Annotated in this window: 22 protein-coding genes; 8 read left to right on the plus strand and 14 right to left on the minus strand. The window is 62.2% G+C overall.

Annotated elements, in window-relative coordinates:
• Positions 1–117: 117 nt before the first annotated feature.
• Positions 118–642: a metal-dependent hydrolase gene (locus U4Z31_RS20015; protein WP_321811185.1), complete on the minus strand. Its 525-nt coding sequence runs from the start codon at positions 640–642 to the stop codon at positions 118–120.
• Between the two features lie 401 nt (positions 643–1,043).
• Here U4Z31_RS20015 and ggt point away from each other — a divergent pair, with 401 nt between their 5' ends.
• Positions 1,044–2,765 carry a gamma-glutamyltransferase gene (gene ggt, locus U4Z31_RS20020; RefSeq protein ID WP_321811186.1) on the plus strand — a complete coding sequence of 574 codons (1,722 nt, stop codon included), beginning with the start codon at positions 1,044–1,046 and terminating at the stop codon, positions 2,763–2,765.
• A 124-nt stretch (positions 2,766–2,889) separates the two neighbouring features.
• Here the strand turns inward: ggt and U4Z31_RS20025 are convergent, their stop codons facing one another.
• The gene (locus U4Z31_RS20025) at positions 2,890–3,813 is read right to left on the minus strand and encodes an alpha/beta fold hydrolase (RefSeq protein ID WP_321811187.1); all 924 of its coding nucleotides are present in this window, start codon (positions 3,811–3,813) and stop codon (positions 2,890–2,892) included.
• 336 nt (positions 3,814–4,149) lie between these two features.
• Between U4Z31_RS20025 and U4Z31_RS20030 the strand changes: the two genes are divergently transcribed.
• On the plus strand, positions 4,150–4,599 hold the full coding sequence (locus U4Z31_RS20030; RefSeq protein ID WP_124665981.1) for a winged helix-turn-helix transcriptional regulator: 450 nt from the start codon (positions 4,150–4,152) through the stop codon (positions 4,597–4,599).
• 220 nt (positions 4,600–4,819) lie between these two features.
• Complete coding sequence (gene ppk2 / locus U4Z31_RS20035; RefSeq protein WP_044842926.1) at positions 4,820–5,770, plus strand: polyphosphate kinase 2; 951 nt, start codon at positions 4,820–4,822, stop codon at positions 5,768–5,770.
• A gap of 55 nt (positions 5,771–5,825) precedes the next feature.
• Here ppk2 and U4Z31_RS20040 read toward each other — a convergent pair whose 3' ends face one another.
• Together U4Z31_RS20040 and U4Z31_RS20045 are read right to left on the minus strand one after the other, a co-directional pair.
• Complete coding sequence (locus tag U4Z31_RS20040; protein WP_321811241.1) at positions 5,826–6,113, minus strand: H-NS histone family protein; 288 nt, start codon at positions 6,111–6,113, stop codon at positions 5,826–5,828.
• A gap of 221 nt (positions 6,114–6,334) precedes the next feature.
• Positions 6,335–6,922: a YigZ family protein gene (locus U4Z31_RS20045; protein WP_321811188.1), complete on the minus strand. Its 588-nt coding sequence runs from the start codon at positions 6,920–6,922 to the stop codon at positions 6,335–6,337.
• A 726-nt stretch (positions 6,923–7,648) separates the two neighbouring features.
• Between U4Z31_RS20045 and U4Z31_RS20050 the strand changes: the two genes are divergently transcribed.
• Positions 7,649–8,746, plus strand: coding sequence for a porin (locus U4Z31_RS20050; protein ID WP_321811189.1), 1,098 nt, complete (start codon positions 7,649–7,651; stop codon positions 8,744–8,746).
• Between the two features lie 120 nt (positions 8,747–8,866).
• Positions 8,867–9,787, plus strand: coding sequence for a LysR family transcriptional regulator (locus U4Z31_RS20055; protein ID WP_321811190.1), 921 nt, complete (start codon positions 8,867–8,869; stop codon positions 9,785–9,787).
• Positions 9,788–9,943: 156 nt separating this feature from the next.
• Here U4Z31_RS20055 and U4Z31_RS20060 read toward each other — a convergent pair whose 3' ends face one another.
• From U4Z31_RS20060 to U4Z31_RS20090, 7 genes are all read right to left on the minus strand, one after another.
• Positions 9,944–10,237, minus strand: coding sequence for a putative quinol monooxygenase (locus U4Z31_RS20060; RefSeq protein ID WP_124484984.1), 294 nt, complete (start codon positions 10,235–10,237; stop codon positions 9,944–9,946).
• Between the two features lie 133 nt (positions 10,238–10,370).
• Positions 10,371–11,543 carry a pyrroloquinoline quinone biosynthesis protein PqqE gene (pqqE, locus tag U4Z31_RS20065; RefSeq protein ID WP_415750293.1) on the minus strand — a complete coding sequence of 391 codons (1,173 nt, stop codon included), beginning with the start codon at positions 11,541–11,543 and terminating at the stop codon, positions 10,371–10,373.
• Positions 11,515–11,790 carry a pyrroloquinoline quinone biosynthesis peptide chaperone PqqD gene (gene pqqD, locus U4Z31_RS20070; RefSeq protein ID WP_044842933.1) on the minus strand — a complete coding sequence of 92 codons (276 nt, stop codon included), beginning with the start codon at positions 11,788–11,790 and terminating at the stop codon, positions 11,515–11,517. The genes pqqE and pqqD overlap by 29 nt, the downstream gene beginning before the upstream one ends.
• A complete protein-coding gene (gene pqqC / locus U4Z31_RS20075; RefSeq protein ID WP_044843142.1) occupies positions 11,787–12,539 on the minus strand; it encodes a pyrroloquinoline-quinone synthase PqqC in 753 nt (250 codons plus the stop codon). Before pqqC ends, pqqD begins: the two co-directional genes overlap by 4 nt.
• A gap of 103 nt (positions 12,540–12,642) precedes the next feature.
• On the minus strand, positions 12,643–13,554 hold the full coding sequence (gene pqqB, locus U4Z31_RS20080) for a pyrroloquinoline quinone biosynthesis protein PqqB (RefSeq protein ID WP_321811191.1): 912 nt from the start codon (positions 13,552–13,554) through the stop codon (positions 12,643–12,645).
• Between the two features lie 84 nt (positions 13,555–13,638).
• Complete coding sequence (gene pqqA, locus U4Z31_RS20085; RefSeq protein WP_124485082.1) at positions 13,639–13,710, minus strand: pyrroloquinoline quinone precursor peptide PqqA; 72 nt, start codon at positions 13,708–13,710, stop codon at positions 13,639–13,641.
• Between the two features lie 399 nt (positions 13,711–14,109).
• Positions 14,110–16,311, minus strand: a complete 2,202-nt coding sequence (locus tag U4Z31_RS20090) for a glycoside hydrolase family 3 C-terminal domain-containing protein (RefSeq protein ID WP_321811192.1) — start codon at positions 16,309–16,311, stop codon at positions 14,110–14,112.
• A gap of 445 nt (positions 16,312–16,756) precedes the next feature.
• Between U4Z31_RS20090 and U4Z31_RS20095 the strand changes: the two genes are divergently transcribed.
• Both U4Z31_RS20095 and U4Z31_RS20100 read left to right on the plus strand, forming a co-directional pair.
• Positions 16,757–17,083: a hypothetical protein gene (locus tag U4Z31_RS20095; RefSeq protein WP_321811193.1), complete on the plus strand. Its 327-nt coding sequence runs from the start codon at positions 16,757–16,759 to the stop codon at positions 17,081–17,083.
• Positions 17,080–19,509, plus strand: coding sequence for a glycosyl hydrolase family 28-related protein (locus tag U4Z31_RS20100; protein ID WP_321811194.1), 2,430 nt, complete (start codon positions 17,080–17,082; stop codon positions 19,507–19,509). The genes U4Z31_RS20095 and U4Z31_RS20100 overlap by 4 nt, the downstream gene beginning before the upstream one ends.
• 373 nt (positions 19,510–19,882) lie before the next feature.
• Here U4Z31_RS20100 and U4Z31_RS20105 read toward each other — a convergent pair whose 3' ends face one another.
• Together U4Z31_RS20105 and U4Z31_RS20110 are read right to left on the minus strand one after the other, a co-directional pair.
• A complete protein-coding gene (locus U4Z31_RS20105) occupies positions 19,883–20,233 on the minus strand; it encodes a hypothetical protein (protein ID WP_321811195.1) in 351 nt (116 codons plus the stop codon).
• Positions 20,234–20,314: 81 nt separating this feature from the next.
• A complete protein-coding gene (locus U4Z31_RS20110) occupies positions 20,315–21,778 on the minus strand; it encodes a hypothetical protein (RefSeq protein ID WP_321811196.1) in 1,464 nt (487 codons plus the stop codon).
• A gap of 1,314 nt (positions 21,779–23,092) precedes the next feature.
• Here U4Z31_RS20110 and U4Z31_RS20120 point away from each other — a divergent pair.
• The gene (locus U4Z31_RS20120; protein ID WP_321811197.1) at positions 23,093–24,235 is read left to right on the plus strand and encodes an acyltransferase; all 1,143 of its coding nucleotides are present in this window, start codon (positions 23,093–23,095) and stop codon (positions 24,233–24,235) included.
• A 271-nt stretch (positions 24,236–24,506) separates the two neighbouring features.
• Here the strand turns inward: U4Z31_RS20120 and U4Z31_RS20125 are convergent, their stop codons facing one another.
• Complete coding sequence (locus tag U4Z31_RS20125; protein WP_321811198.1) at positions 24,507–25,712, minus strand: polysaccharide biosynthesis/export family protein; 1,206 nt, start codon at positions 25,710–25,712, stop codon at positions 24,507–24,509.
• Positions 25,713–25,993 lie beyond the last annotated feature (281 nt).

Here is a 25,993-nt window from a genome sequence, read left to right on the forward strand (position 1 = left end):
GTTCGCGGGTGCCGGATCGAGGAGAGAAGGAAGTCGGGTTCGACGCGCGCCGGGCGGGTGCGTAGCACGAGGCGTGACGACATGTATCGGCGCGCGACTATGCGCTACGACGTGTCACTACACGCGATGCAGCCAGCCGAGCCAGTGTTCGAGGAACGGCGAGCGCGTCCACAGCGATTGCGCGAGCCACAGCGTGCCGCCCCAGGCGGCGGCCACGACGATCAGGTCGCAATGTCCGCTGTTCCACAGGTTCAGCGAATGGCGCCGCCAGATCCACGGCACGCCGAGCGGATTCGGCCAGTCGGCGAGCAGGTGCATCACGCCGCCGCACGCGAAGCCGAACAGCGGCGCGGCCCACAGCGGATGCGGATGATGCGTGAGCCCGTGCCAGCCCAGCGCAAGCAGCGCGATCCAGCCGATGCCCCAGTGCGTGATGGTGCGGTGCGTGATCCACAAGCGGCGCTTGCGGGTCCACCACGCGACTTCGAGCCAGTCGGGCGCGGTGCCGCCCGCGACGCCGGCCGCGAACGCGGCGAGCAGGCCCGCGTGCCAGGGGCCGGTCGCGCCGGTTTGCGCGACGAGGACGGCGGCGGCGACGCCGGCCGCGAAGCCGGACGCGTGATGCGCATTGTGTGATGCCATAGGAAACGAGACGAAGAAGCGTGAAGCGGCCGCGGACGAGCGCGAACGATCGGGCGCGAAAGCGGGGCGCTATCTTCTCAGATCGGCCTGCTCAACGGGCGGTTCGATCGCATTTTTTTACATGTGCCGGAGCCGCGCAAGCGGCGCGTGCCGTGATTTCCGATCGCGCGGGTGCGCTGCGAATCCGCCGCATGCCATTTCGACTGATCCGCCGGCTCATTTTTTGCTCCGCCGTGTGACCGACCGCACACGATCCACGGCAATTCGTAGTGTGCGGCGAGTTTTCCGGCCGCATTCCCCGATTCACTACGAAACCGGCATAGGGCTGACCGTGCGCCAGCGGCTATAAGCGGATCAGGGGCTATTTCCAGCCCGCCGGAGACCTACATGGGGGACATGCAATGACTACGCTGAATCGCTTCAAATCATCCGCCGTCGTGCTCGCGACGATGGCCGGCATCGGCTTCCTGCCGAACACGCCGGCCTACGCGAAAGGGCCGCAGCCGGCGGTCCTGACGAGCTCGGCGGTCGCGGTGGCCGACAAGTACAGCGCGGACGCCGCGGAGCGGATCTTCAAGGAAGGCGGCAACGCGATCGACGCGGCCGTCGCGATCGCGTTCACGCTCGCCGTCACGTACCCTGAAGCCGGCAACATCGGCGGCGGTGGCTTCATGACGATCTACAAGGACGGCAAGCCGTATTTCATCGACTATCGCGAGCGCGCGCCGCTCGCCGCGACGAAGGACATGTATCTCGACAAGGACGGCAACGTCGTCAAGGGCATGAGCCTGTACGGCCCGCGCGCGGCCGGCGTGCCGGGTACGGTCGCCGGCATGTGGGAAGCGCAGAAGCGTTTCGGCAAGCTGAAGTGGAAGCAGGTGCTCGCGCCGGCGATCCACTATGCGCGCGACGGCTTCGTCGTCGACGAGCAGCTGGCGCAGCGCGGCGTCGACGCGTCGAAGGAGTTCGGCGGCAAGACCAACTTCGACAAGTACTTCGCGTCGATGAAGGCCGGCACGAACTTCAAGCAGCCCGATCTCGCCGACGTGCTCACGCGCATCGCGAACGACGGCGCGAACGGCTTCTACAAGGGCAAGACGGCGCAGCTGATCGCCGCGTCGATGAAGACCGGCGACGGCAACGGGCTGATTACCACCGAGGATCTCGCGCAATACCGCGCGGTGTGGCGCCAGCCGGTGCAGGCGAAGTGGAACGGCTATGACGTGATCACCGCGCCGCCGCCGAGCTCGGGCGGCATCGGCCTCGTGCAGCTGCTGAAGATGAAGGCGGACCTCAAGCAGGACTTCGAGGGCGTGAAGCTCAACTCGCCGCAATACATCCACCTCGTCGCCGAAATCGAGAAGCGCGTATTCGCGGATCGCGCGCAGTATCTCGGCGACCCCGACTTTTACAAGGTGCCGGTCGCGCAGCTGACCGATGACGCGTACATCGCGAGGCGCGCAGCCGAAGTGAGCCCGACGCAGATCGCCGACACCAAGAGCGTGCAGCCGGGCCTCGGCACGTCGATGCCGGAGAAAGCGGAGACGACGCACTTCTCGGTCGTCGACAAGTGGGGCAACGCGGTGTCGAACACGTACACGATCAACGGCTATTTCGGTTCGGGGGTGGTCGCCGACGGCACCGGGATCGTGCTGAACGACGAGATGGACGACTTCTCCGCGAAGCCGGGTGTCGCGAACATGTTCGGCGTGGTCGGCAGCGACGCGAACGCGATCGAGCCGAAGAAGCGTCCGCTGTCGTCGATGTCGCCGACGATCATGACGAAGGACGGCAAGGTGTCGCTCGTGATCGGCACGCCGGGCGGCTCGCGGATCTTCACGTCGATCTTCCAGGTGATCAACAACATCTACGACTTCAGGATGCCGTTGAAGGAGGCTGTCGGCGCGATGCGTTTCCACCATCAGCTGCTGCCGCCGAACACGATTTTCTGGGAGCCGTACCACCCGATCGAAGGCGAGCTCGCGAAGCAGATCGAGGCCCGCGGCTACACGCTGACGGGGCAGGACTTCAGCGGCGACATCCAGGTGATCAAGATCGACGGCAGGACGCCGGAGGCGATGGCCGATCCGCGTGGGCGCGGGGTCACGCGGATCATTCGGTGACGGCGAGTATCGGGTGAGTGACGCGTGCGCGAAAGCGGTCGCGCACGCGGTTCCGCGGCCGGCATGCAGTCCGGTGCCGGCCGGGCAGCCGCGTCGGATGGCTCGGACGCGCGGTGCAACGCGCTCAGGCGGTGGCGCGGATGAATCCGGCGATCCGGTCGGTCACTGCATCGGGCGCATCCTCGAAGCAATAGTGCCCGACGCCGGCCAGCCGCTCGATGGGCGCCGACGGAAACAGCGCAGTGAACAGCGGCAGGAAGTGCTCGGCGCCGAGGGTGCGATCGGCGTCTCCCCAGATCGCGAGCGCGGGCTTGTCGCGTATCGCGCGTACCGCTGCCGCATCGGGCTCCTCGAACCGGTGCGTGCCGTCGGCAAATCCGCGCGCCCATCCGATTGCGCCCAGGCAATCGGCCGGCCGCGCGAACGGCGCGCCGTACGCGGCAATCCATGTCTCGGTGACGATCGCGTGATTCTCGAAGCCGTTCAGCTTCAGCGTGCTCAGGATATTGAAGCCGAGCTGGCCGAGCACGGTTTCGAGCGAGCCGTCCGTTGCCGCGCGCACGATCCACTGGAACCACGGTGCGTCGCGACCGTTCGCGGTCACGCGCTCGACCAGATCGGGCTGGCCGAACGGCGTCGGCCCGTTCGCCGACACGATGCGCCGGATCCGGTCAGGGTGCCGCGCGGCGAGCCCCATGCCGACCGGGCCGCCGAAGTCGTGCATCACGAGCGTCAAGCGCTCGAGGTCGAGCGCGAGAACGAAGCGCTCCAGGTTGTCGATATGGTCCTGCAACCCGTAGTTGCGATCCTGCGGCGTCGCGCTTTTGCCGAATCCCATGTGGTCGGGCACGACGATGCGATGCGTCGGGCTCAGTGCCGCGATCAGGTGGCGGAACAGGTAACCCCAGGTGGGTTCGCCGTGCAGGCACAGAACCGTTTCGCCGTCGCGCGGGCCTTCATCCACGTAGTGCATCCGGAAACCGGGCGCGTCGCTGAAGTGCGGAGCGAATGGAAAGGTGCCGTCGAACGTGGCATCGGATGAAATCATCGAACGCTTCCTTCGTGTGGTCGTGGACAGTGGTTTCATGTTGAAACCATTTGGAGCGTAGGACATGAGGTTTCAAATTGCAACTGAATGAATGATCAGGACACGATCGAACGCCTCGACGACGGGATGACTTCAGGTAAGAAAAATCTGAAATTCGGCAATTTTTGGCATCGAAATGAATGAGCCGACTAACCCCGACTAACCAATTCCGATGAGGAACCCGGTTTCGTTCGTGCTCCTCGAACAATGGACGCACGGCGATTGATTTTCAGTATTGTTGGTTTTATATTGAAACCTTCATTGCCCATGGCACCATCCGCCGTTCGACTTCCATCGATGACCAGACGAACCACCCACGAAGATTCCCTTTGCGGCGTTGCCCGCCCGCTGGATGCGATTGGCGACTGGTGGTCGCTGCTGATCGTCCGCGACGCATTCGACGGGCTGCGCCGTTTCGGCGAATTCCAGAAAAATCTCGGCCTGGCGAAGAACATCCTCGCTGCGCGTTTGCGCAACCTCGTCGCGCACGGAATCATGGACATGGTGCCGGCCGCGGACGGCGGCGCACATCACGAATACGTACTGACCGAAAAGGGGCGAGGCCTGTTTCCGCTGCTCGTCGCGCTGCGGCAGTGGGGCGAGGATTTCTTCTTCGAACCGGACGAGGCGCACGTGCTTCTCGTCGACCGCAAGACCGGCTTGCCCGTCAGGAAACTGGAGCTTCGCGCGCAGGACGGCCGCGTGCTCGGGCCCGAGGACACGGTCGTGCTGCCGCCGCCCGGTTGACGCACCGCCAGCGGGCGGGCGTCACCGCGCCAGCGGCGCATGTGCGTGCCCGATCCGCTCGGGAGCGGCGGTTCGATCGCGTTCAAGTACGATCTCGGCGAGCGCGCAGCGGCCCGGATTCCGCTTCAGAGGGGCGGATCGACCCCTTTTTCATCAATTTGACGCGAGACGCTGGGATAATGGCGGTGTTTGGCTGCGTCAATTGAAGGAAGGAGGCCCCATGGGCGATAACGATACCCGCACCGAGACCGACGACTTCACCGATACGGCATCGCTCGAATCGCGCCAGCGCCGTTTTGAGGAAGACCTCGTCGACGCGTACGACGAAGAACTCGAAATGGAGCTCGACGACCGCCGCTTCGACAACGACGAGGATCTGCTGTTCTCGCCGGAGCGCCGCGAAGCGCGCAAGCAGTATTTCCGCGAGCTGTTCCGGCTGCAGGGCGAACTCGTGAAGCTGCAGGACTGGGTCGTGAGCACGGGGCACCGGCTCGTCGTGATTTTCGAGGGGCGCGACGCGGCAGGCAAGGGCGGTGCGATCAAGCGCATCACGCAGCGCCTGAACCCGCGCGTGTGCCGCGTGGCGGCGCTGCCGGCACCGAACAATCGCGAACGCACGCAATGGTATTTCCAGCGCTATGTCGCGCATCTGCCGGCCGGCGGCGAGATCGTGCTGTTCGATCGCAGCTGGTACAACCGCGCAGGCGTCGAGCGCGTGATGAATTTCTGCACCGACGACGAATACGAGGAGTTTTTCCGCTCGGTACCCGAGTTCGAGAAAATGCTCGTGCGCAGCGGGATCCAGATCGTCAAGTACTGGTTCTCGATCACCGACCACGAGCAGGAGCTGCGCTTCCAGAGCCGGATCGAGGATCCGTTGAAGCAGTGGAAGCTGAGCCCGATGGATCTCGAGAGCCGCCGCCGCTGGGAAGCGTATACGGCCGCGAAGGAAGAGATGATGCTGCGCACGCACATCCCCGAGGCGCCGTGGTGGGTCGTGCAGGCGGTCGACAAGAAGCGCGCGCGCCTGAACTGCATCCATCACCTGCTGACCCAGGTGCCGTATCACGAGGTGCCGCGGCCGACGATCGATCTGCCGCAGCGCGAGCATCACGAGGACTACATTCGCCGTCCGACACCGGACAGCATGATCGTCCCGGACGTTTATTGAGCGGTCGAGGTCGACTGCATCGACCACGGAAGCGCGCCGTGCAACGCGGCGCGCGTTACTCCCGGATCAGGAACGCGGCGCGGTCGCGCCCGGCGATCCAGGCGGGCGCACGACCGCGGCCGCTCCAGGTCGCGCCCGTCGCCGGATCGCGATATTTCGTGCCCATCGTGAACAGCTTTGCGCGATCGCTGTAACCCTGCCCGAAGATTTCCCGCGCGGTCAGCGCATGGTCCGTCACGAGCTGGCGTACCTGCACCAGTGCCGCTCGGCGTTCATGGCGGCGCGCCGCCCGGATGCGTCGATCGAGTTCCGCGAGCTGGGCTTGCAGTTTTTGCAGTTGCATGCGTCCGATATCCCCGTAGCTGAATTCTGATTGTTGGCGATCGTTGGCGACGCGCGGTGTGCCGCATGTCTGCACGCCCGGCCAGGCGTTTGCAGGACGCGTCGCGAGGAACACGGGGGAGATTAAGTTTCGGCGCGCGGGTTTTCTATCGGACGCATCTGAATTTTCACGGGAATCTGTGTGAAACCCGTGGCGGCGAGGCCGGGCGGGTTGCCCGATCCTCACAGGTCGGGGAAGCCCGAGCGCCCCTGCGTCAGGTCGAACAGTTCGGTCTTCGCCGCCGCCTCGGCCGTTTCCGGCAGCTTGATCACGAGCTTCACCGTCATCCCGTACGCGCTGTCCACCAGCGCGTAACCCGCCTGCTCGATCCAGCGGCGCACCCGCGCTTCGTCCGGGTAGCCGATTTCGATCGCGAACCGCGTGTGGCGAATGCGTTCGACGCGCTCGGCATCGAGCAGCGCCGACGCGATCGCGTCCGTATAGGCGCGCACCAGGCCGCCCGCGCCGAGCTTCACGCCGCCGTAGTAGCGGACCACCGCGCCGAGCACGCCGTCGAGATCGTGATGACGCAGCACTTCGAGGATCGGTCGGCCGGCAGTGCCCGACGGTTCGCCGTCGTCGGACATGCCGGACTGGCCGCCGGCGAGCAGGGCCCAGCACACGTGGGTGGCCGCCGGGTGTTCGTCGCGCAGGCGCTGCAGCGCCTGCATCGCGGTATCGCGGTCCTCGACAGGGATCGCGAACGCGATGAAGCGGCTCTTGCGGATCTCGAGTTCCCGGGTGTAGAGGGTGGCAAGCGAGTAAGTCATGTTCCGGGAAACGGTGAATGTATAAGAATCAAGGAGATAGGGGCTCCTGTGCGGCGCGCTTCCGATGGCAGGCGATGCATGCCGCAGTCAGGCCCGGCAGGGCGCCTGAACGGGATGAGCAACGGGTCACGACGGAATTTTACCGTGGCGCGTGTCGAGTGATTCGGCGCGGTCGCCGCGCCGGCCGCTCCGGAGCGTGAAATCGCGTGCGATGAACGCGACCGCCGGGTGACGATGGATCAACGGAGCGCTTCGCCCGGGTTCAAACATCGGACGTGAAGCGCGGTCTGGACTTTCCGGAGGACGAAAGACGGAGGAAGGAGTTCCGTGCCTGGCAAGTGGGGACCTGGCGTGCACCGGTTGGCTCGACGTGAGCGCGAAGCATCGGGCGCGGCGGAGGGTGTCGCGATCGCATGCGCAATCGATTCTCGTCGGCCACGGATGGCGGCTCGGATGGCGGCTCGGATGGCGGCGCATCTGCCGATGCACCGAACGAGTGTAGGCGAACCGCGATGCGTTGCGTAGCCGGGAGATGCAGAACATTGTGTTCTCGCGGGCCGAACGTCGAAGCGTCATTCCATGCGCTAGACTCGTGCCGTCGATGCGCGCCGCCTGTCGTGCGATCGGGTATGACGGCGGCGTGCGTGTGCGTACCTGCATTGCGCGGGATGATTGGAAGGTCCGGTCGTTGTGATTCGGATTGCGAAGCAATGAAGAAGGCGGTTCATGTTCGGAAAGCGTTTCTATGCCCCGGCCCTGTTGATGGTTGCGCATGTGCCGATCGCATGCGCGCAGAGCAGCGTCACGTTGTTCGGCGCGCTCGACGTGGGACTGAGTTACGTCAGTAACGAAGGCGGCCACGGCAATGCGAAATTCGACGACGGGATTTTTACGCCGAGCCTGCTCGGCTTGCGCGGAAGCGAAGATGTCGGCGGCGGCTCAAAGGTCATTTTCCAGCTGGTCAGCCAGATTTCACCGGGTACCGGCGCGCTGATCGGCAATGGCCTGTTCGCGCGTACCGCTTACGTCGGTGTGCAGAACGACCGGCTGGGCACGCTGACGTTCGGCAACCAGTATGAATTCATGGCCGATACGCTGTTCTTCAGCGGCACCGACGCGGCGGCCGATGTCGCCGGACTGTACAACCTGCGCAACGGACCCTTTCGCAAGCTCGCGCTGCCCGGCAATCCGACCGGCGCGTTCGACTGGGACCGGATGGCGGGCAGTCAGCGTGTAGCGAACGCCGTCAAGTTCGTGAGCCCGGTCATCCATGGGCTGAAGGCGGGCGCGCTTTATGCGTTCGGCGGCGTGCCGGGCTCGATCGGCGCGGGCAATACGGTGAGCGCCAGTCTCGACTACGAGGCCGGACCGTTCGGTGCCGCCGCCGCGTACACCAACGAGAAATATGGCGCACAGCCGGGCTCCGTCGCGACGAGCGTGCGTAACTGGGGCGCAGGGGCGCACTACCGGATCGGACGGGCGAACCTGAGCGCGCTGGTGACGACCGTTCATAACGCTGCGTCCGGTGGCTCGGTGTGGATGGCCGAGTCGGGCGGTACCTGGCAACTCTCCGGTCCGGTGAGGATCGGCGCGGATTACATGTACATGAAGGGCAATGCGGCGCTCGACAACGACCACGCTCACCAGGTCACGGCGACGGTGCAGTACACGCTGTCGAAGCGAACGATGGTGTACGCGACCGGTGTGTGGCAGCGGGCAAGCAGCGGTGCCCGGGCGCAAATCAACGGTGTGATGGATCCGGATGGCGCGTCGTCCGGCGCGAACCAGGCCATTGCCCGCATCGGCCTTCATACGCTTTTCTAGCGGTGTGCACATCGCGCAGCCGGTATCGGCGGCGGTGCTCATGCAGCGCGAACGCTGCAGGGCGCGGCACCGGTATCGGCAGGAACGGGCCGGATCGGCCAACCGGAGGCTTGCTGTCTGATGCAGATACTTCCTGACCTCGAGGCATGGGCGATTTTCGCGCACGTGCTCGAAACGGGCTCTTTCGTCCGGGCCGCGGAGGCGCTCGACCTCTCGCAGCCGACCGTGTCGAAAGCCATTTCCCGACTCGAACGCCGGCTCGGCACGGCGCTCTTTTATCGAAACTCGCGTCAGGTTTCGCTGACGGCCGCCGGCGAAATCGCCAAATCGCGAGCGATTCGCATTCTCAGCGAAGCCGCGGCGGCGGAGAACGAGGCGTCGTCGCACGCGACGGAACTGCGCGGTCTGGTGCGCGTTGCCGTGCCGATGTCGTTCGCGAGCCGCCACGTCGCGCCGCTGATCCCCGCCTTTCTCGAACGCTATCCGCAGGTGGAGATCGACCTTTGCGTCACCGACCGCATCGTCGATGTGGTCGGCGGCGGGTTCGACGTGGCGGTGCTCATCGCGGAACTCGCCGACTCGTCGCTGCGGGCGCGCCGGCTCTGCGCGGTGAATCATCCACTGGTGGCTTCGCCGGCCTATCTGAAACGTTGGGGGCGACCGACGCATCCTCGCGACCTGGCCCGGCATGCGTGTCTCGTCTACACGGGGGTGGCGACGCCCGAGTTATGGCAATTCCGTCATGCGTGCGGAGACGCGTTCGCGGTCACGGTGCGCGGCATCATCCGCAGCAACAGCGCCGACGTGATCGTTCCCGCGCTGCTGGCTGGTCGGGGCGTCGCGTTGCAACCCGAGTTCGTCGTCAGGGACGCGTTGATGCGAGGCGAACTGGTGGACGTATTGCCCGAGTGGCGGATCGATCCGGTGGGCGTGAATCTCGTGACGCCGCCGAGCAGCTTGCGGCCGTTGCGCGTGACCGCGTTCCTGGACTATCTGGCGGAGCGCCTCGCTGCCGCGCCATGGGCGGTAGCCGGCGCGTGACGGGCCGTCGGCGCGGAACGTTGCAAAAACGGATTCGATGGGTTGCCGGACACCGCGTCGCTCCCCGCTGAATCCGGGGCGACGACGCGGCGCGCGGCGAGATGTCCGGCGTCGCGCGCACGCGCATGAAACGGTGGTCAGCGCGGGAAGGGAGGGTCAGGCGAGGCGAGACAGTTTGAAGACTTCCGAGCGCTCGACATTCTTCACGCCGTTGGCGTGGAAATTCAGGATGTGTGCGCCTTGCGTGTGATGCTTTTCGCGCAGGGCGGGATCTGCCCAATGCTCGACAAAAACGAACCGGCGCGGATCTTCGCTGTCGACATGCACCTCGTAGCGCAGATTGCCTTCTTCATTCTGCGACGGACCGGCAAGGGCGATCAGGTCTTCGCGCAATTGCGCCTCCTGCCCCGCCTTGGCGTACAGCACGGCGACGATATGAAGGTCGTTCATGGTCTGCTCCGGTAATGGGTCTGACGATCGGATTCGATCGAACGAATTATAGTGAGCCGGCCCGACGCGATGCGCGAACATTGCGTTCCAAATCAGGAAACACCGGCGATCGGGGGCGAGCGCGCGGCGCCGTTCAGGTCTTCGTCAATTCACGCGAATTGCGTACGTTGCGAAACACGAGTTGCGTCATGGGTTGCAGCGGCGCGAGCGCGGCCTCGCGTGCTTTCTCGATCAGGCCGTGATGAGGCGACTTGCCGCAGACAGGATCGGTGAGGCTTGCATCGCCCGTCATCAGATACGCCTGGCATCGGCACCCGCCGAAGTCCTTCTTCTTCTCGTCGCACGACCTGCAGGGTTCGGGCATCCAGTCGTCGCCGCGGAAGCGGTTGAAGCCGAACGATTCGTACCAGATGTGTCGCAGGTCGTGATCGCGCACGTTCGGAAAGGCGATCGGCAGTTGCCGCGCGCCGTGGCACGGCAGTGCGGTGCCGTCCGGCGTGACGATCAGGAACAGGCTGCCCCAGCCGCTCATGCAGGGCTTCGGCCGCTCCTCGTAGTAGTCGGGCGTGACGAAGATCAGCCTGCATGGGTTGTTCGCGGCGGCGAGCTTCGCCCGATACGCGTTCGTGATGCGCTCCGCGCGCTCGAGCTGCGCGCGGGTGGGGAGCAGCGCCTGACGGTTCAGGTAGGCCCATCCGTAATACTGGCACGTCGCGAGCTCGACGTAGTCCGCGTCGAGCGCGATGCACAGCTCGATGATGCGGTCGATGTCGTCGATGTTGTGCCGGTGCGTGACGAAGTTCAGCACCATCGGATAGCCGTGCGCCTTGACCGCGCGGGCCATCGCGAGCTTGTGGGCGAATGCCTTTTCCGATCCGGCCAGCATGTCGTTGACCGTCGCGTCGCTCGCCTGGAAGCTGATCTGGATGTGATCGAGGCCGGCGCGGCGAAACGCCTCGATCTTCTGCTCGGTCAGGCCGATACCCGACGTGATCAGGTTCGTGTAGTAACCGAGGCGGCGCGCCTCGCCGATCAGTGCGGCAAGATCCGGACGGACGAGCGGTTCGCCGCCCGAGAAGCCGATCTGCACGGCGCCCATCTCGCGCGCTTCGGCCATGACCCTGAACCATTGTGCCGAGTCGAGCTCCGCGCCCTGGCGCGAGAAATCGAGCGGATTCGAGCAGTATGGGCACTGCAGCGGGCACCGGTACGTCAGTTCGGCCAGCAGCCACAGCGGCAATCCGGTTGCCGGCCGCGCGGCGTCGGGCGTCACCGGTTCACGCGAGTTCGATCCAGTGTTGGGCACGGGCGGTCTCCATGAAGTCCTCGACGTCGGTACCGAGTTCGGGCACGTCGGGGAATTGCCGTTCGAGATGCGCAACGATGTCCGCGACGGTGCGCGTGCCATCGATCAGCCCGCCGATCGCACTCGCGCTTTCGTTGAATCTGACCATGCCTTCGGGGTACAGCAGCACGTGCGCATGCTGGGCCGGCTCGAACTGGAAGCGAAAACCCGGCCGCCAGCGCGGCACGCGATTCCTGTCGAAATTCATGGTGCGATTCCCTTGTGCCAGACCGGCTGGTCGGTGACGGTGTGATAAGGCGGCCGATGCAGTTCGTAGGCCATCGACATCGCGTCGAGCATCGTCCACAGCACGTCGAGCTTGAACTGCAGGATGTCCAGCATCCGCTGCTGGCTCTCGTAGGTCGTGTAATGCCGCAGCGTGATGTCGAGCCCGTGCTCGACGTCGCGGCGCGCCTGACCGAGGCGCGTGCGGAAATACGCGTAGCCGTCCGGATCGATCCACGGGTAGTGGCGCGGCCAGGTGTCGAGGCGCGACTGGTGGATCTGCGGCGCAAACAGCTCCGTGAGCGAGCTGCTCGCAGCTTCCTGCCAGTTCGCGCGGCGCGCGAAATTCACGTAGGCGTCCACGGCGAAACGCACGCCGGGCAGCACGCGTTCCTGCGAGCGCAACTGCGCGCGGTCCAGCCCGACCGCTTCACCGAGCCTCAGCCACGCCTCGATACCGCCTTCGTCGCCGGCGGTTCCGTCATGATCGATCAGGCGCTGGACCCACTGGCGGCGAACCTCGCGGTCGGGGCAATTCGCGAGGATCGCCGCGTCCTTCAGCGGAATGCTGACCTGATAGTAGAAGCGGTTCGCGACCCAGCCCTGGATCTGCTCCCGGGTCGCGCGGCCTTCGAACATCGCGACGTGGTACGGGTGGTGGATGTGATAGAAGGCGCCCTTGGCACGCAGCGCCTGCTCGAACTGGGCGGGAGTGAGAGCGGGTTGGCTCATCGACGGTTCCATGACGTTGGGGACAGTGGAAGGGCGTGCGTCGTACCGCAATCGACGTCGTATGCATCACGATGCGCGTCGCGAAAGCGGGACCATGCGTTTTTTATAGCACGATGTCCATCCCGTCAAAGGCGACCTCGATCCCGCGCTGCCGCAATTCCGCGCGTTCGGGAGAACCTTCGTCGAGGATCGGATTGGTGTTGTTGACGTGAATCAATACCTTGCGCGGGCCCGGCACCCGGGCCAGCACGTCGAGCATGCCGCCCGGACCGTTCAGTGCGAGATGACCCATTTCGCGGCCGGTGCGTACACCGACGCCGCGTCGCAGCATCTCGTCGTCGTCCCACAGCGTGCCGTCCACGAGCACGCAGTCCGCATCGTTCATCCGTTGCAGCAGCGCGTCGTCCACCGTGCCGAGCCCGGGTGCATGGAACAGCGTGCCGCCGGTGCGGCGATCCTCGACGAGCAGGCCGATGTTGTCGCCGGGATGCGGATCGAAGCGATGCGGCGAGTAGGGTGGCGCCGCACTGCTCAGCGGCAGCGGCGTGAAGCGCAGGTTCGGGCAGGCCGACACGGTGAAGCTGTCGCCGAGCACGATGCGGTTCCAGACCAGCCCGCCGTTCCAGTGCGCGAGCATGTTGAACAGCGGAAAGCCGCTGATGAGGTCATGGTGGACCATGTCGGTACACCACAGCTGCAGCGGACAGCCTTCGCGCAGGCTGAGCAGGCCGGCGGTATGGTCGATCTGGCTGTCCATCAGCACGACGGCGGCGATGCCGGTGTCGCGCAGCGCACGGCCCGGCTGCAACGGCGGGAAGGCTTGCAGTTGCGCGCGAATGTCGGGGGACGCGTTGCACAACACCCAGTTCGCGCCGTCGTCGGACAGCGCGATCGACGACTGGGTGCGGGCCTGCGCGTCGATCGTGCCCGCGCGAAAACCCGCGCAGTTCGCACAGTTGCAGTTCCATTGCGGAAAGCCGCCGCCCGCGGCGGATCCGAGGATGTGTATGAGCATGACGGTGCGACGAGGGGCCGGGGGGCGAAGCAAAGAAAAAGCCTCGGCAGGCCGAGGCTTTCCTTACCGGATGGCGTGCCCGAATCAGCGATTCGACACGTACATCGTGACTTCGAAACCGAGTCGCAGATCAGTGTAGGCAGGTTTGGTCCACATAGGAGAACTCCTTTGCAATGACGACTGACGACGAAGCGCGCCCGCGGACCTGCCGACATGTTCTACCCCAACCATCGGCGACGAGACCGTGCTGCGGCTTCACTACGCTATCACATTCGTGCGGTGGGCGGCCGGTACGAAGTCCGGTAAATCGCACGTTCACATCCTACCCGAACGGGTCGCACGAGCAAGTCAATCCGGGCATCGATGGCATTCCCGGTTTTCATTCATGTGCGCATCGCGCACGCATTGCCGACACCTGGTCGACAATGCGAACGAAACACCGCGATTGCGCATTGTTTGCCGGCCGGTGGCGCCTCTTTAATCGTACGAATCGACGCGTTGTGCGTGGGTGCCGGGCGGCGTTCCACCCGACACCGGCATCGTCAGGCCGGCTGCCTAGCTGCCCTGCAGCCGGATATCGCGCGACGACGCGCCGACATACACCGTCCCGCCCTGGACGACCTTCCAGCCGTTGCGCGACGTATCCCACACGCTCTGCATCCGCGGCGACACGATCACGCGGACATGCCGTGCCTCGCCCGGGTTCAGCCGGATCTTTTCCCAGCCGACCAGCCGCTTCGGCGGCTCGTCCTTGTACGGCACGCCGAGATAGACCTGCGGCGTTTCCGCGCCGGCGACGCGGCCGTCGTTGCGCACGGTAAACGCGACGCTCAGCGAGCCGTCCCGTTGCCGCGACACCGACAACCCGGAATACGCGAAGTGCGTGTACGACAGCCCGTGGCCGAATTCGAACATCGGCTTGATGTTGCGCGCGTCGTACCAGCGGTAGCCCATGTTCAGCTTCTCCGCGTAGACGGGGTCGTTGTCGAATGCGCCGCCTTGCCCCCACGTCGGCGAATCCTGGTCGCGCGCCGGGAACGTGACGGGCAGCTTGCCGGACGGATTGACCGCGCCGAACAGCACGTTCGCGATGGCCTTGCCGCCGCCTTCGCCCGGATACCACGCCTCGACGATCGCCGACACGTTGTCCTTCCACGGCATCAGCACCGGATTACCGCTCTGGACGACGACGATCGTGTGCGGGTTCGCCCGCGCGACTGCTTCGACGAGCGCATCCTGATTCGACGGATTCGCGAGGCTCAGGCTTTGCAGATCGCCGAAATCCTCGCCGGCCGGCTGCGCGACCACGACGATCGCGACGTCCGAGCGGCCCGCGAGCGCCGCGGCCTGGTCGATTTCCTGCTGCGTGTACGCGCGGAACGGCGACTGCTGGTCGCTGTTGCCCGCGAACGTGACCTGTGCCGCCGGCGCGAGCGCGCGGATCGCCGCGACGATCGGCACGTCGACCTTGAGCCACGGATTGCGCCACCAGCTGCAGCCGGTCGACGCCCCGAACGTCAGGCCGGCGCAGCCCGCGAACGAACCGGTGACCGGATCGCGCGTGTTGCCCGAGCCGCCGCCGGAAAGCACGGCCGCGTCGGCGTGGCCGCCGATCACCGCGATGCGCGACAAGGCCGCGGCTGCCAACGGCAACTGGTTGCCGTCGTTCTTCAGCAGTACGATCGACTGCTCGGCGACGCTCTGCGCGAACCGGTTCGCGGCCGCGAAATCGATCGTGCCGCCGCCCTTGGCCGGATCGTCCATCACGCCGACGCGGATCATCACCGCGAGCTTGCGGCGCACCATGTCGTCGAGGCGCGCGGTCGATACCGAGCCGTTCGCGATCGCCTGCTTGACGGCCGCCGGCGTCAGGTAGACCGACGGGCCGACGTCTTCTTCCTCGTCGAGCCCGGCGTTGATCGCGGCGGCCGTGCTGTGCGTGGCACCCCAGTCGGATTGCACCTGGCCCTGGAAGCCCCATTCGTTCTTCAGCACGTCGTTCAGCAGATGCGTGTTCTCGCACGCGTACGCGCCGTTCAGGCGGTTGTAGCTGCACATCACGCTGCCTGGATGCCCGCGCTTCGCGGCGATCTCGAACGGCAGCAGGTAGAGCTCGCGCAGCGTGCGTTCGTCGATCTGCGTGTTGCCGCCCATCCGGCCATGCTCCTGTTCGTTGCCGGCATAGTGCTTGATGGTCGCGATGACCTTCTGCCGCTGCGTGGCGAGCGTGCGCTCCGCGAGCAGGTCGCCTGCGAGCAGCGGATCCTCGCCGAGATACTCGAACAGCCGGCCGCCGCGCGGCTCGCGCGCGAGGTTGGTGCCGCCGCCGAGACCCATGCCGAACCCTTGCGCGCGCAACTGGATCGCGACCTGCTTGCCGTAGTCGTACGACAGGCGGCGATCCCAGCTCGCGGCGACGGCGATCGTGGCGGGGAAGGTCGTGCTCGCGAGCGACGTGCTGCCGGAGCCGGTCGCGGAGTCGACCATGTTGAGATCGGGAATGCCGAGCCGCGGCACGCCCTGGATGTAGCCGGCACCGCCGTTCGGCACCTTCGACATTTCGTATTGCGAATGGATGAACTGCAGTTTCTCGTCGAGCGTCATCTTGCGCACGAGGAGGTCGGCGCGCCGCTGCGCGGCGGACGACGCGAATGCGTCGGCGGCGTCGCCCTGCGAATTGAAATCGGCGTTGCCTGCGTAGGCGGTGGTGCAGAGGGTCGCTGCCAGCACGACGGCCGGCCAGTGTTTGTCCCGCATGTTGCTCTCCATGATCGTATTGCCGGTTGTTCGGATGATGTCTGGAGCTGCGCACGTCCGGTGGATTCGCACCGGACGCATTCGGCTGGCGATGCAGGGTGGTTGCGCGTCGGCATGCCAGGCCAGGCGGGGAATCGTTACGGCCGGTTGGGCCCGATCGAACAACGCGGACGGCGACGCGGACCGTCCGACACTGCTGAATCGGATGTAGCGATTCTCTGCAGTGGCCAATCGTACGAATGTAGTTTGACTACAGCATCGGTGTTTCTACTGATACGTATGATCTTTTTTCGATGCGGGTGTCCGGTGCGGGGAAAAGGCGGTAAGCGTTCCTGATTGTGCGTGTGCAGCAGAGTAAGAAGTACCCGGGGGCGGTCGTTTCGAGGGGAGGCGGATCGGGGGCGGCGACGGGAGGCGTGTCGGGGATTCGTTGCGTGTGCATCGAATGGGCAAGTCATTCGGCCGGATCGCTCCCGCCGCTTCGCGCGCAGCATCGCTCCGTGCTTCGGTTACCGAACGCACAATTCATCGGGAAAATCGTTCTTATTCTGCAATGAGTGGGTGCGTGCGATCGTGCCTGATTTCTCTTCATGAAAACAAGAAAAAGGATATCTGGTCTGACAGGGTTGATTTGCGGCGGCGTCTTGCCTGGCAGCCGCATGCGTTCCTGCAGCTGCACCTCGAGGATTCGGAAGACGTAGCTTCCGATCGTCCAGCCGCCTTTTACTTTTGCATCGCGATTGAATTGCGATGGTATGGAGTGCTTGAATGACAGCAGAATTTCCGGCTACATACATTGTTGGCACGGCAACGGGCCTGACCGCACGACCGCTTCTGCAGGAGTTGGTCGACCTGCCGATGAGCGTCCGGCGGTTTGGCGTGAAGGGGGATGGTGTAACCGATGATACGGTTGCGCTCCAGACTGCGCTCAATGCCGGGATACCGCTGTATTTCCCGCCTGGCACTTATCTGTATAGCAACACATTGACCGCGACGGCGTCGATCATCGGCGCCGGCTGGGATTCGATCCTGCAGTGCACGACATCGCAAGGCCAAAATTCAGTGATTTACTGGCGTTCCGCCAGCAATTTCAAAATTCAGAATCTGCAGTTCTTCTCGAAGAATGCGACCGAAAATTACCCGGACGAGAATGCCGGTTCGATCAACCTGATGAACTGCAGTCAGTTCGAAATTTCGGGATGCAGATTCAACAACTCCGCCAGTGCAGGTGCGCTGATGCGCAGCTGCGTCAATGGTAAGGTGTTCGGCAATACCCTGCTCAATATCTGGCATGACGGCATTCACGTCACGAAGGCAAGCTCGGACATCACCATCACGAACAACGAAGTGATCAACGGCGGCGATGACGCGTTTGCGGTGGTGGGCTATTTCAACGAGGGCGTGCGTCCTCGTCGCGTGACGATTGCAAATAACCGGGTTGTCGGAACCAAATATGCACGCGGGATAGCGATTGTGGGTGCTCAGGACATCACGGTGGCCGACAATCAGATCTACAACCCAATGGGCGCTGGCATCTATGTCGCGTCGGAGTTGACGAGCGTTTACCAGTCGTACGGCAACGACAATGTGACGGTTGCCAATAATGTCCTGGATTCGTGTGGGGTTCAATCCAACATCGGTGCAATCGCCAATGCTCCAAATGGACCGATCGGCTATGGGGCATTGGCGGTGACCGCGACTGCTGGATTCAATAATTCGAATATCACGATCGTCAACAACACGATCAAGAATGCGGCGGGAACGCCGATCGGACTGTGGCAGCCGGGGGGAAGCAACATCCACGTCAATATTTCGCAGAACTCGATCAGCAACGCATGGGATCCGAACAACAAGAACGGATTCCCCTTGACGACGATCAGTGCGACCTCGGCATCTAAGACGCTGAACTTTGCAAACATTCCTGGCGTTGCGGTCGGCATGACGGCCTGGTATTTCAACGGATCGACCAGCGTGGTAATCGGCACGGTCGTGTCGGCGAGCGTATCGACGGTGACGCTGGACCAGAATGCGAACGTCCCGAGTGGTGCGACCGTGATTTTTTCCGGCGTCGGCTTGTTCGGCTCGACGATCGCGACGACCGCGTCCGCCGCGAGTGGCGCCACATCGTTGACGTTCGCCACGACGACCGGCGTGACCTACAACGACAACTATGGTTTCGGGTCGCCCGGTAGCGAAACGACGGGGGTATCGGTCGGGCAGAGCGTCAGCGGTACCAACATCGCGGCTGGAACCTTCGTAGTCGGCGTGACGGCGAATACGGTAACGCTCAGCAAGGCGACGACTGGCGCCATCGCGAGCGGCGCGTCCATCGTCTTTACTCCGATGGTCTGCATGACGTCTCAAACGATCACGAACTCGGCGGTGGCGGCGGCGGGAACCAATACGCTGACGTTTACGCCGTATCCGTCCGCACGCGGCTGTGCGGTGGGGCAAGGCGTATCCGGAACGAACATCCCGGTCGGTACTTATGTCACGTCGGTTTCAGGAAACGGAAATGGCCCGACCGTCACGCTGTCCAATAATGTCACGGGTAGCGGAATTGCCAGTGGCGCGTCGATCACGTTCACAGGAACCGGCGGACTGAGCGCCGTTTCCGCAATCGCGCTGTACAACACCCGAGGATGCATCGTCTCGAAGAATCAACTGTCCGGCATCTCGAAGGACGGCATCTACGTCGACGGATCCTGCACGTCGTTCACGGAGATCAGCGGCAATACCGGGGAGAATATCGGATGCTGCAACGGTTTCGCTCGGCTCATCACGGTCGGGACGCTCACCGCCGGGGCATTGCTCAAACTGCGGGGGAATTATATGGCCCAGCCGCTCAATTATCCCCGCGCGGTCGATGCGTTGATCTCGTCGAGCTCATGGGCCTACACGTCGTGGAGCGAAGACAATATCGCGCAAAACGGTTTTGTCGGCTTCGGCGTGCAACTGACGCCTGTTGTGCAGACGGTGAGTGCTTCACCGTGGACGTTCGCGAACAGCTACCCGAGTGCGGTCAGCATGTCGGTTGCGGGCGGTGCCGTGTCGTCAATCAGCGTGTCGCGAAACGGTCAGCAAGCGTATGCAACCGGGCTGACGAACGGCATGGTCGATCTCAAGCCGGGCGACGCGATGACGGTCACCTATAGCGCTGCCCCGACGGTCACGATGATTCCGAGGTTGGGTCAATAACGCTCGTCCGGCGTTCAACGCGCCGGATCGCAAGTCATGCAGCGAAGTCGCAGGAGACGCGTGAGCGGCGACTGTTGCCGACGCCGCGCATCCGGCGCTTCTGATTCCTTTGCGTGCTTGCCGACACGCGTCGGGGACCGATATGGCACTTCAACTTTAGGATCCCGTGAAGTAAACGACCACCTCCACGGGTATGGGTGTTCTGTCTCTGGCTGGCGAAAAGACGGATTCCTGAATTTTTTATCCGTATGTGCAAATGCCGACACGTTCTATTATGAGTTGCAGGCCATGAGCCGCAAGGGGAAACCGGGAATTCGGAATCAGCACGTACACGGCCGGTGGAAACTCGCTGTCGCGCACCACTGTTCTGGCTTCAAGCAACGGCGGCGCTTCCCGCCAAATTGCCGGTAAGCGCAAAGTATTTCGGCGCGAAGGGGGACGCGCGGATCGTCAATGACGGCGTAACGACAGCGGGTGCCACCGCCTTTTCGTCGGCGTCGGCTGCGTTCACCTTGGCGGGCGTGGGCAAGCGCATCGACATCGCGACCATCAATGCGAATGGCGCCGCAACGTTGGTCGTGTACAGGACGAGTCGAATGCGTTCGTGCGGGAGCCAGCGCGCGGGCTCGACGGGCTTGCCGAGATTTGTCGTCCGGACAGGCGGGGTTGATTTAACCGACATCAGCGCGCCCGCCTGCCGAGCTGACAGGCCTGATGCTTTCACATCGGTGACCTTGTCGGCGTCAGGCGGGCCATATATTTCTTACGCTGATGTTCTTCGTCACGAGGTTTCCCGCGAAGCGCCTTACTTCCTTTGAGGTGCTATCCTGGCGCCGTTCGCCGTGTCGTATCGGGCCGGGCTTGGACGCTTGGCGACTAACTGCTGATTGACGACGATGGCTTGAGAAAGTACGTTTTTCATGAATGGCTTGCCCACTGCCCTCAAATAAAACGTTCCGGAAAATCTGGTCATGGTGATATTCAGCATGGTTGCTGGAAAGGTATTCGTTAGGGCCAGCGTGCCGTCCTTGTTCTGCTCATAGAGTTCGAGATGATCGATTGTATTCACGTGTGTCAGATGAACGTTTAGAGCGTGATTCGCGTAATCCACGATCGCCGACAACGTGGCACAGTTTTCGATTCCGGTTTCGAGTTCGGTCCCTTCTTCGTAGTCGTTCCACGTAACCAGTTGCAGGAACGGAAGCTGCTTGGCGGCACTGTAATACTTGTTTATCGTCGAGAAGGTCTCCAGCCACGTGGCGCCGCATGTCTGAGGAATATATTGAGGCACTCCGACATCCCAGGCGGCAAGACTGCTGTTGAATCCCTTGAAGGTGGCGCCAACTGTGATCTGGTTCGGCTTGGTGAGAGCGTTGCCGTAGAAATAGTTCGGTTCAGCCATGCTGGCCTGTTTTTCCACAATCGGATATGGCGGGGGATCGACCCACAAAAAAGATCCCTTGCTATTCGTAATGTCGAATCCGGAGACGGAAGTCGCATTATCCAGATGGGCCCAGTAAATTTCGGGGTGTGCTGCCTGGATTTTCGTCCAATCAACTCCGGGGAGGCTCGTCAATCCGAATTCGAATACGACGGGATGGTCGTTGTATCTCAAATATTGCTGATAGGGAATGTAGACTTCTTCTATATAATCGAGGTTATAAAGAATATTGGCGGTTGCGTCGCATCCCGCGCAGGGATTGAATTTAAACGAGCCGGCGTCGATCATGATGCTGAAAGTGATGTTAGAAAATTTCTGAAGCTCCGGTATCGATGCCAGCCATGCCTTGTTGGTAAAATCCGTTTGACCATACCAGTCGATAATCAAACCGTCGACACCTCTGGAAGCAAGATCATTGAAGAGCTTGTTGATATAAACCGGATCGTCGGACTGATACCCGACACTGATGCCGCTGCGAGGCGATGCATTCCACCATGGAAGATAGTGGGCAAGTATCTTGGTGGTCGCGCCCGGATACAGTAGTGTGTGAACGTCAACCTTGGATATATTGTGTGCTCCCGATATCGTGCCGTTGTTTAATCCCGTAAAAGTCGAGCTTGCGGAGGTGTTTGGCGCGTTCAACTTGGCTAGTGTTACCTGACATTCCGCATCCCTGCAAATGAACAGGGTAACGAGAAGCATGGCTGCGACGCGAACGAAAACAAATCTGGAAATTAACGACATCATGATCTCCTTGTCGAATTTTCCATAATCAAATTCATGGCCGGGAATTTCCTTCTGAAATCGATTATTCAATGGATGATGCAATTATTCTTGTTGCATTGAATTGAATATTCGATGGAAAGATGTCCCCTGGGCATGGGCAATCCAGGGTCAAGAAAATCGCTTGACAAAAAATTCCTTGCCGATCGTTTGTGCTTGATATCGAATGGACGTCTCGTACGACCAGGGCGGAATCGGCTTGCCGCATCTTGTTTTCGTTTTATTTTTTAGAGAAAAACGATCCCCTGAATTCGCGGGGTTGCGTATTCTAGTGATGTCGTCACTTTAAGTGGCGGAAATTTCTATCGGATGCATCTCGCTCCGATGTAAGAATAATAATCTATCGGGACGGGGAGTAAATCGGACTTAAACCCCGAAGACGGCCTAAGACTTAAGTCCTCCGGGAAACTCCGAGATATTAAGACCGAAACTTCGATCGGACGTGAATCGGGTATCCGAACCGGGAGGATGAGTTTAAAGATCAGTCATCCAGAGTGATGGATGAACGATCGGGTCGCTACTCATGATCGTGCAATCGACCGGTCCGAGTCGTGATCGGTGTAGACCACACACGGTCGATGTACGGGGGGGCAATCCGCGAATCGGCTGAGTCGCGTCGATCGGCGGCAGCCATTGCGTGATGTCGTTGACATCTGCGCTGGTCAAGATCGAGGCGAACGAGGTACGTCGCCGATGATACGGGACATGGAATCGGATCGAACATGTCCACACGCCGTGTCTCGTTTTTAGACCGTCTCCAGGCTAAGTAGTCTGCCGCACGGAAATGTGCGGTCCTTATTTGATATTAAAGAAGATTCAAGAGGTGTGTCGTCGATGCCGATTGCTCGTCTCGGTGCATAAATGAATTCATGTCGTTATTGAAAGATTTTTATCGGTGGCATGAGGAGCGATGGACTGGGCGACGTCACGCGATGTGTATGTGGCATTTGTGTGCAACGCGTGGGCATGGTAACCGCGAATTGCGATGGATCTGCGGGCATGCCGCCTTCGATGCAAGAGAGTAGAGCCGTTGGCGGAACATCTTGAGCCAGAGCTTTGATCGTTCGGCACCAGTCGCTACGTGATCTCGTGTCGAAGTCGGAACGATCCGACGGCACTGCTCGAGCCGGTGCGGAGCCGGATGCTCCCGCGCATAGATCCTGTGGAATCGGGTCGATCGGCGGCAGCAGTTGTGCGACGCCGTCGACGTTCGCGTTCGTCAAGATCGGGGCGAGCGAAGGACTGGCGGCGTTGGCGACGATCCGTCGCGAGAGATGGTAACAACGGCTCAAGCAGTGTCCACCATTCGTCGTCGATGATCGGCTTGCCCATCTTCATCTCCCCGGAAAGGATTCGAGCATGTTGAATTCAGCGGATTCCAGCCGCTTTCACCACATCGACGCAATGCGTGCCGTTGCCGTGCTATTCGTCATCTGGACGCACTTTGCGGAACGGTTTGCTCCGCTGGCGGGGTCGCAAATCTTGCTCGACACGCTGCAACGTTCCGTTAACTTCGGACGAATCGGTGTCGTGATTTTCTTCGCGATCAGCGGCATGCTCATTCCGACCAGCTTGCGGGGCGAAATCGGCGAGGGTACGCGACGCTTCCTGATTCGTCGATTTTTTCGCTTGTATCCGGCTTATTGGCTGACGCTCCCTTTGGGTTATTTGATTTACTGCCATTTGTTCAATAGGCAGATGAACATCGTCGAGCTCATTGCAAACGTGACGATGATTCCCACCGCATTTGGGCAGGCGTTGATTATGCCTCATGCGTGGACTCTGGAAACGGAACTGTACTTCTACGGGTTATGCCTGCTCTTGTTCTGGTTCGGTGGGCTCCATCGAATGCGTGACCTGTATTTCGTCTGCGCGGCGCTCTGCGGCGTGTTTGTCGTGACTCTGGGGCTGGGGCTCATGCCGGCCGGCACCCTGGGGCAGTACAAGGCAATGCCGTTTCACCTTGCGATCATGTTCTGGGGCGCCTGCTTTCGCCAGGCGTATGACAGGCCCTTTCAAACGCTGCGGATTCGATGGGCCCGCGGCCCGCGTGCTCACCTGTCGTTGACTTACCGATCAGCGGTGGCCACATTGACGGTGCTGATTGTGAGCATTGCGGTGGTGGGAGCGATCAACGACTGGTTGCATCACAACATGGAGCATCTTCCGTCGTCGCTGGCATACGTTATTGGCATTGCACTGTTCGCATTGCTGGCGACCGTATTGAAGCTGCGGGTGCGCTTGTTCTCATGGCTCGGCGAAATCAGCTATTCAATCTATCTGCTGCACGGCGTTCCGCTTTACGCGACGTTATGGCTGTGCGAGCGCTTTCAGTTCGTGGGATGGCCGCTCGGCCTCTACATGGTTGTGGCGATCATTCCACTGATTCCGTTGTCGTGGGTGGGGTATCGATTTTGCGAAGAGCCCTGCGTTCGGCTCGCACATCGTTTCGCCGCAAATCGACGAGATCGCGCACCTGTACCTGGCAAGGTGAGGAGTTGATCGCATTGAGACGGACATTGCCTGCGATCCAGACAGCGACCGCGAGCATCGATGCGGGTACGGCGACCAGCCTACTGGAGAGCGGAGATTTTTCAGGGCCGGCCGACCCGCTCCCCGCGTTCAGTCGGATAACAATGCAAGCGATCGCTGATCACCGGGATGGATCGATATTTTGTATTGCGAATTAATTGAATAATGCCTGCGTGAGTGCGCCGTCTTTACAGCTCGCGCGTCAGCCCGCCATGGTCGACGCGCGAGCTGACACCCCGGATTACTTGGTGAGGAGCGCGCCGGTCAAGCCCGCGCTGATCGCAGGCAGCAGCAGATTCAACACACGGCTGGCCCGGACGAGCCCCGTGTTGTCGACATAGACGATGTCCTTCGATGCGAGCGGAAATTGGTTCGCGAGCAGCATGGAGACAGGGGATTGCATGTCGAGGTGATAGATAACGGGTGCATTGCCGTCGGTCGTACCGCCGTCGGCCGCATTGCGCAGCACGAAAACCTGCTTGGCATTCGAGGTCTGCTGGTTGAGTTGACCCGCCTGCGTGAGCGCTTCGCTCAGCGTGAGCGAACCGTCGCGAAGCGGCGTAACGGCTTGAGGCTTGATCACTTCGCCCATCACGTATACGGGGTTATCGTCACGTGCACCGACATGCAGCATGTCGCCTGGCTTCAGCATGATATCCGCCGGATTTTTGCCCGCCTTCATCATTTGGGCGACATTCACCGGATAGATTGTGCCGTCGCGAGTGATCGTGACGCGACTTTGATCCGCCGTCGGCGCAAATCCGCCGGCGCGGCTGACTGCTTCGATCAACGTCATCGGAATGTCGTTGATGGTCTGTGCTCCGGGCGTGCGCACGTCGCCGTCGATATACACCTGTGTCGCGCGGAACGATGCCACACGGACAGTTACCTGTGGTTTGATGAATACCTTGCTGAGTTCGGTTTTGACTTCGTGCTGAATTTGCGCAACGGTTTTCCCGGCCGCGCGGATGGGGCGGGGTATGTACGGGAATTGCACGTTGCCGTTGCTGTCGACGACAAAACCGGGCGCCGCGTCCGCAGTCTTCGTGTTCTGCACTGGCTGGCCCGCGGCCGTCGCGAACTCCGGATGATCCCACACCGTTATCTGTAGCACGTCGCCGGAGCCGAGCTTGTAGATGTCAGGCTTCGCGAGCAGGTTCCGCGGGATCATCATTCCGGCTGCGCTTTTTTGTGCGGTCCGGATCTGCTTGATCTGCGTCAGGTCGATCTGCCTGACCGGGATTTGCATGTCGCTGGTTACTTCGCCATTGTCGCCGGTTGTGACCGGCAATGCGGTCGAGCTCATGTGTTGGCCCGGCACCACCGCGCATGCGGAAAGCATCACTACGATCGCCAGCGAGAGCGCCGCACAAGCTCGGCGCCTGATGGGCGTGGCGGGATGGTTCATGTTCGGTATCAGCAGGCCGAACCGGTGATCATTGTTCATATCGTTATCCAGCATTGTTAAAGCAGGAGCAGATCGAACTGTGCTCCGTTGTCGAGCGCTTGCGCCATCGTCGCCGGGCGGGGAGAGCGTACCTGGCGGGGACAGGGCCCGTTTCCGTGTCGACACACCTGCTGTTGCTTCGGTCGGCGATGCAACTGCAATCAGGTAGCCGAAGCATGCGAAGTACGTGACCATGCCCGTGTTGCGCAAATCCGGCATTGGTGAGTGATATCGCACTGCCCGCCGCGCGACGAGTGTGCCCCGGTTCTTTTCATCGGTCA

It is taken from the genome of Burkholderia sp. BCC1985, assembly GCF_905339915.1.
In the GTDB taxonomy this organism is placed as follows: domain Bacteria; phylum Pseudomonadota; class Gammaproteobacteria; order Burkholderiales; family Burkholderiaceae; genus Burkholderia.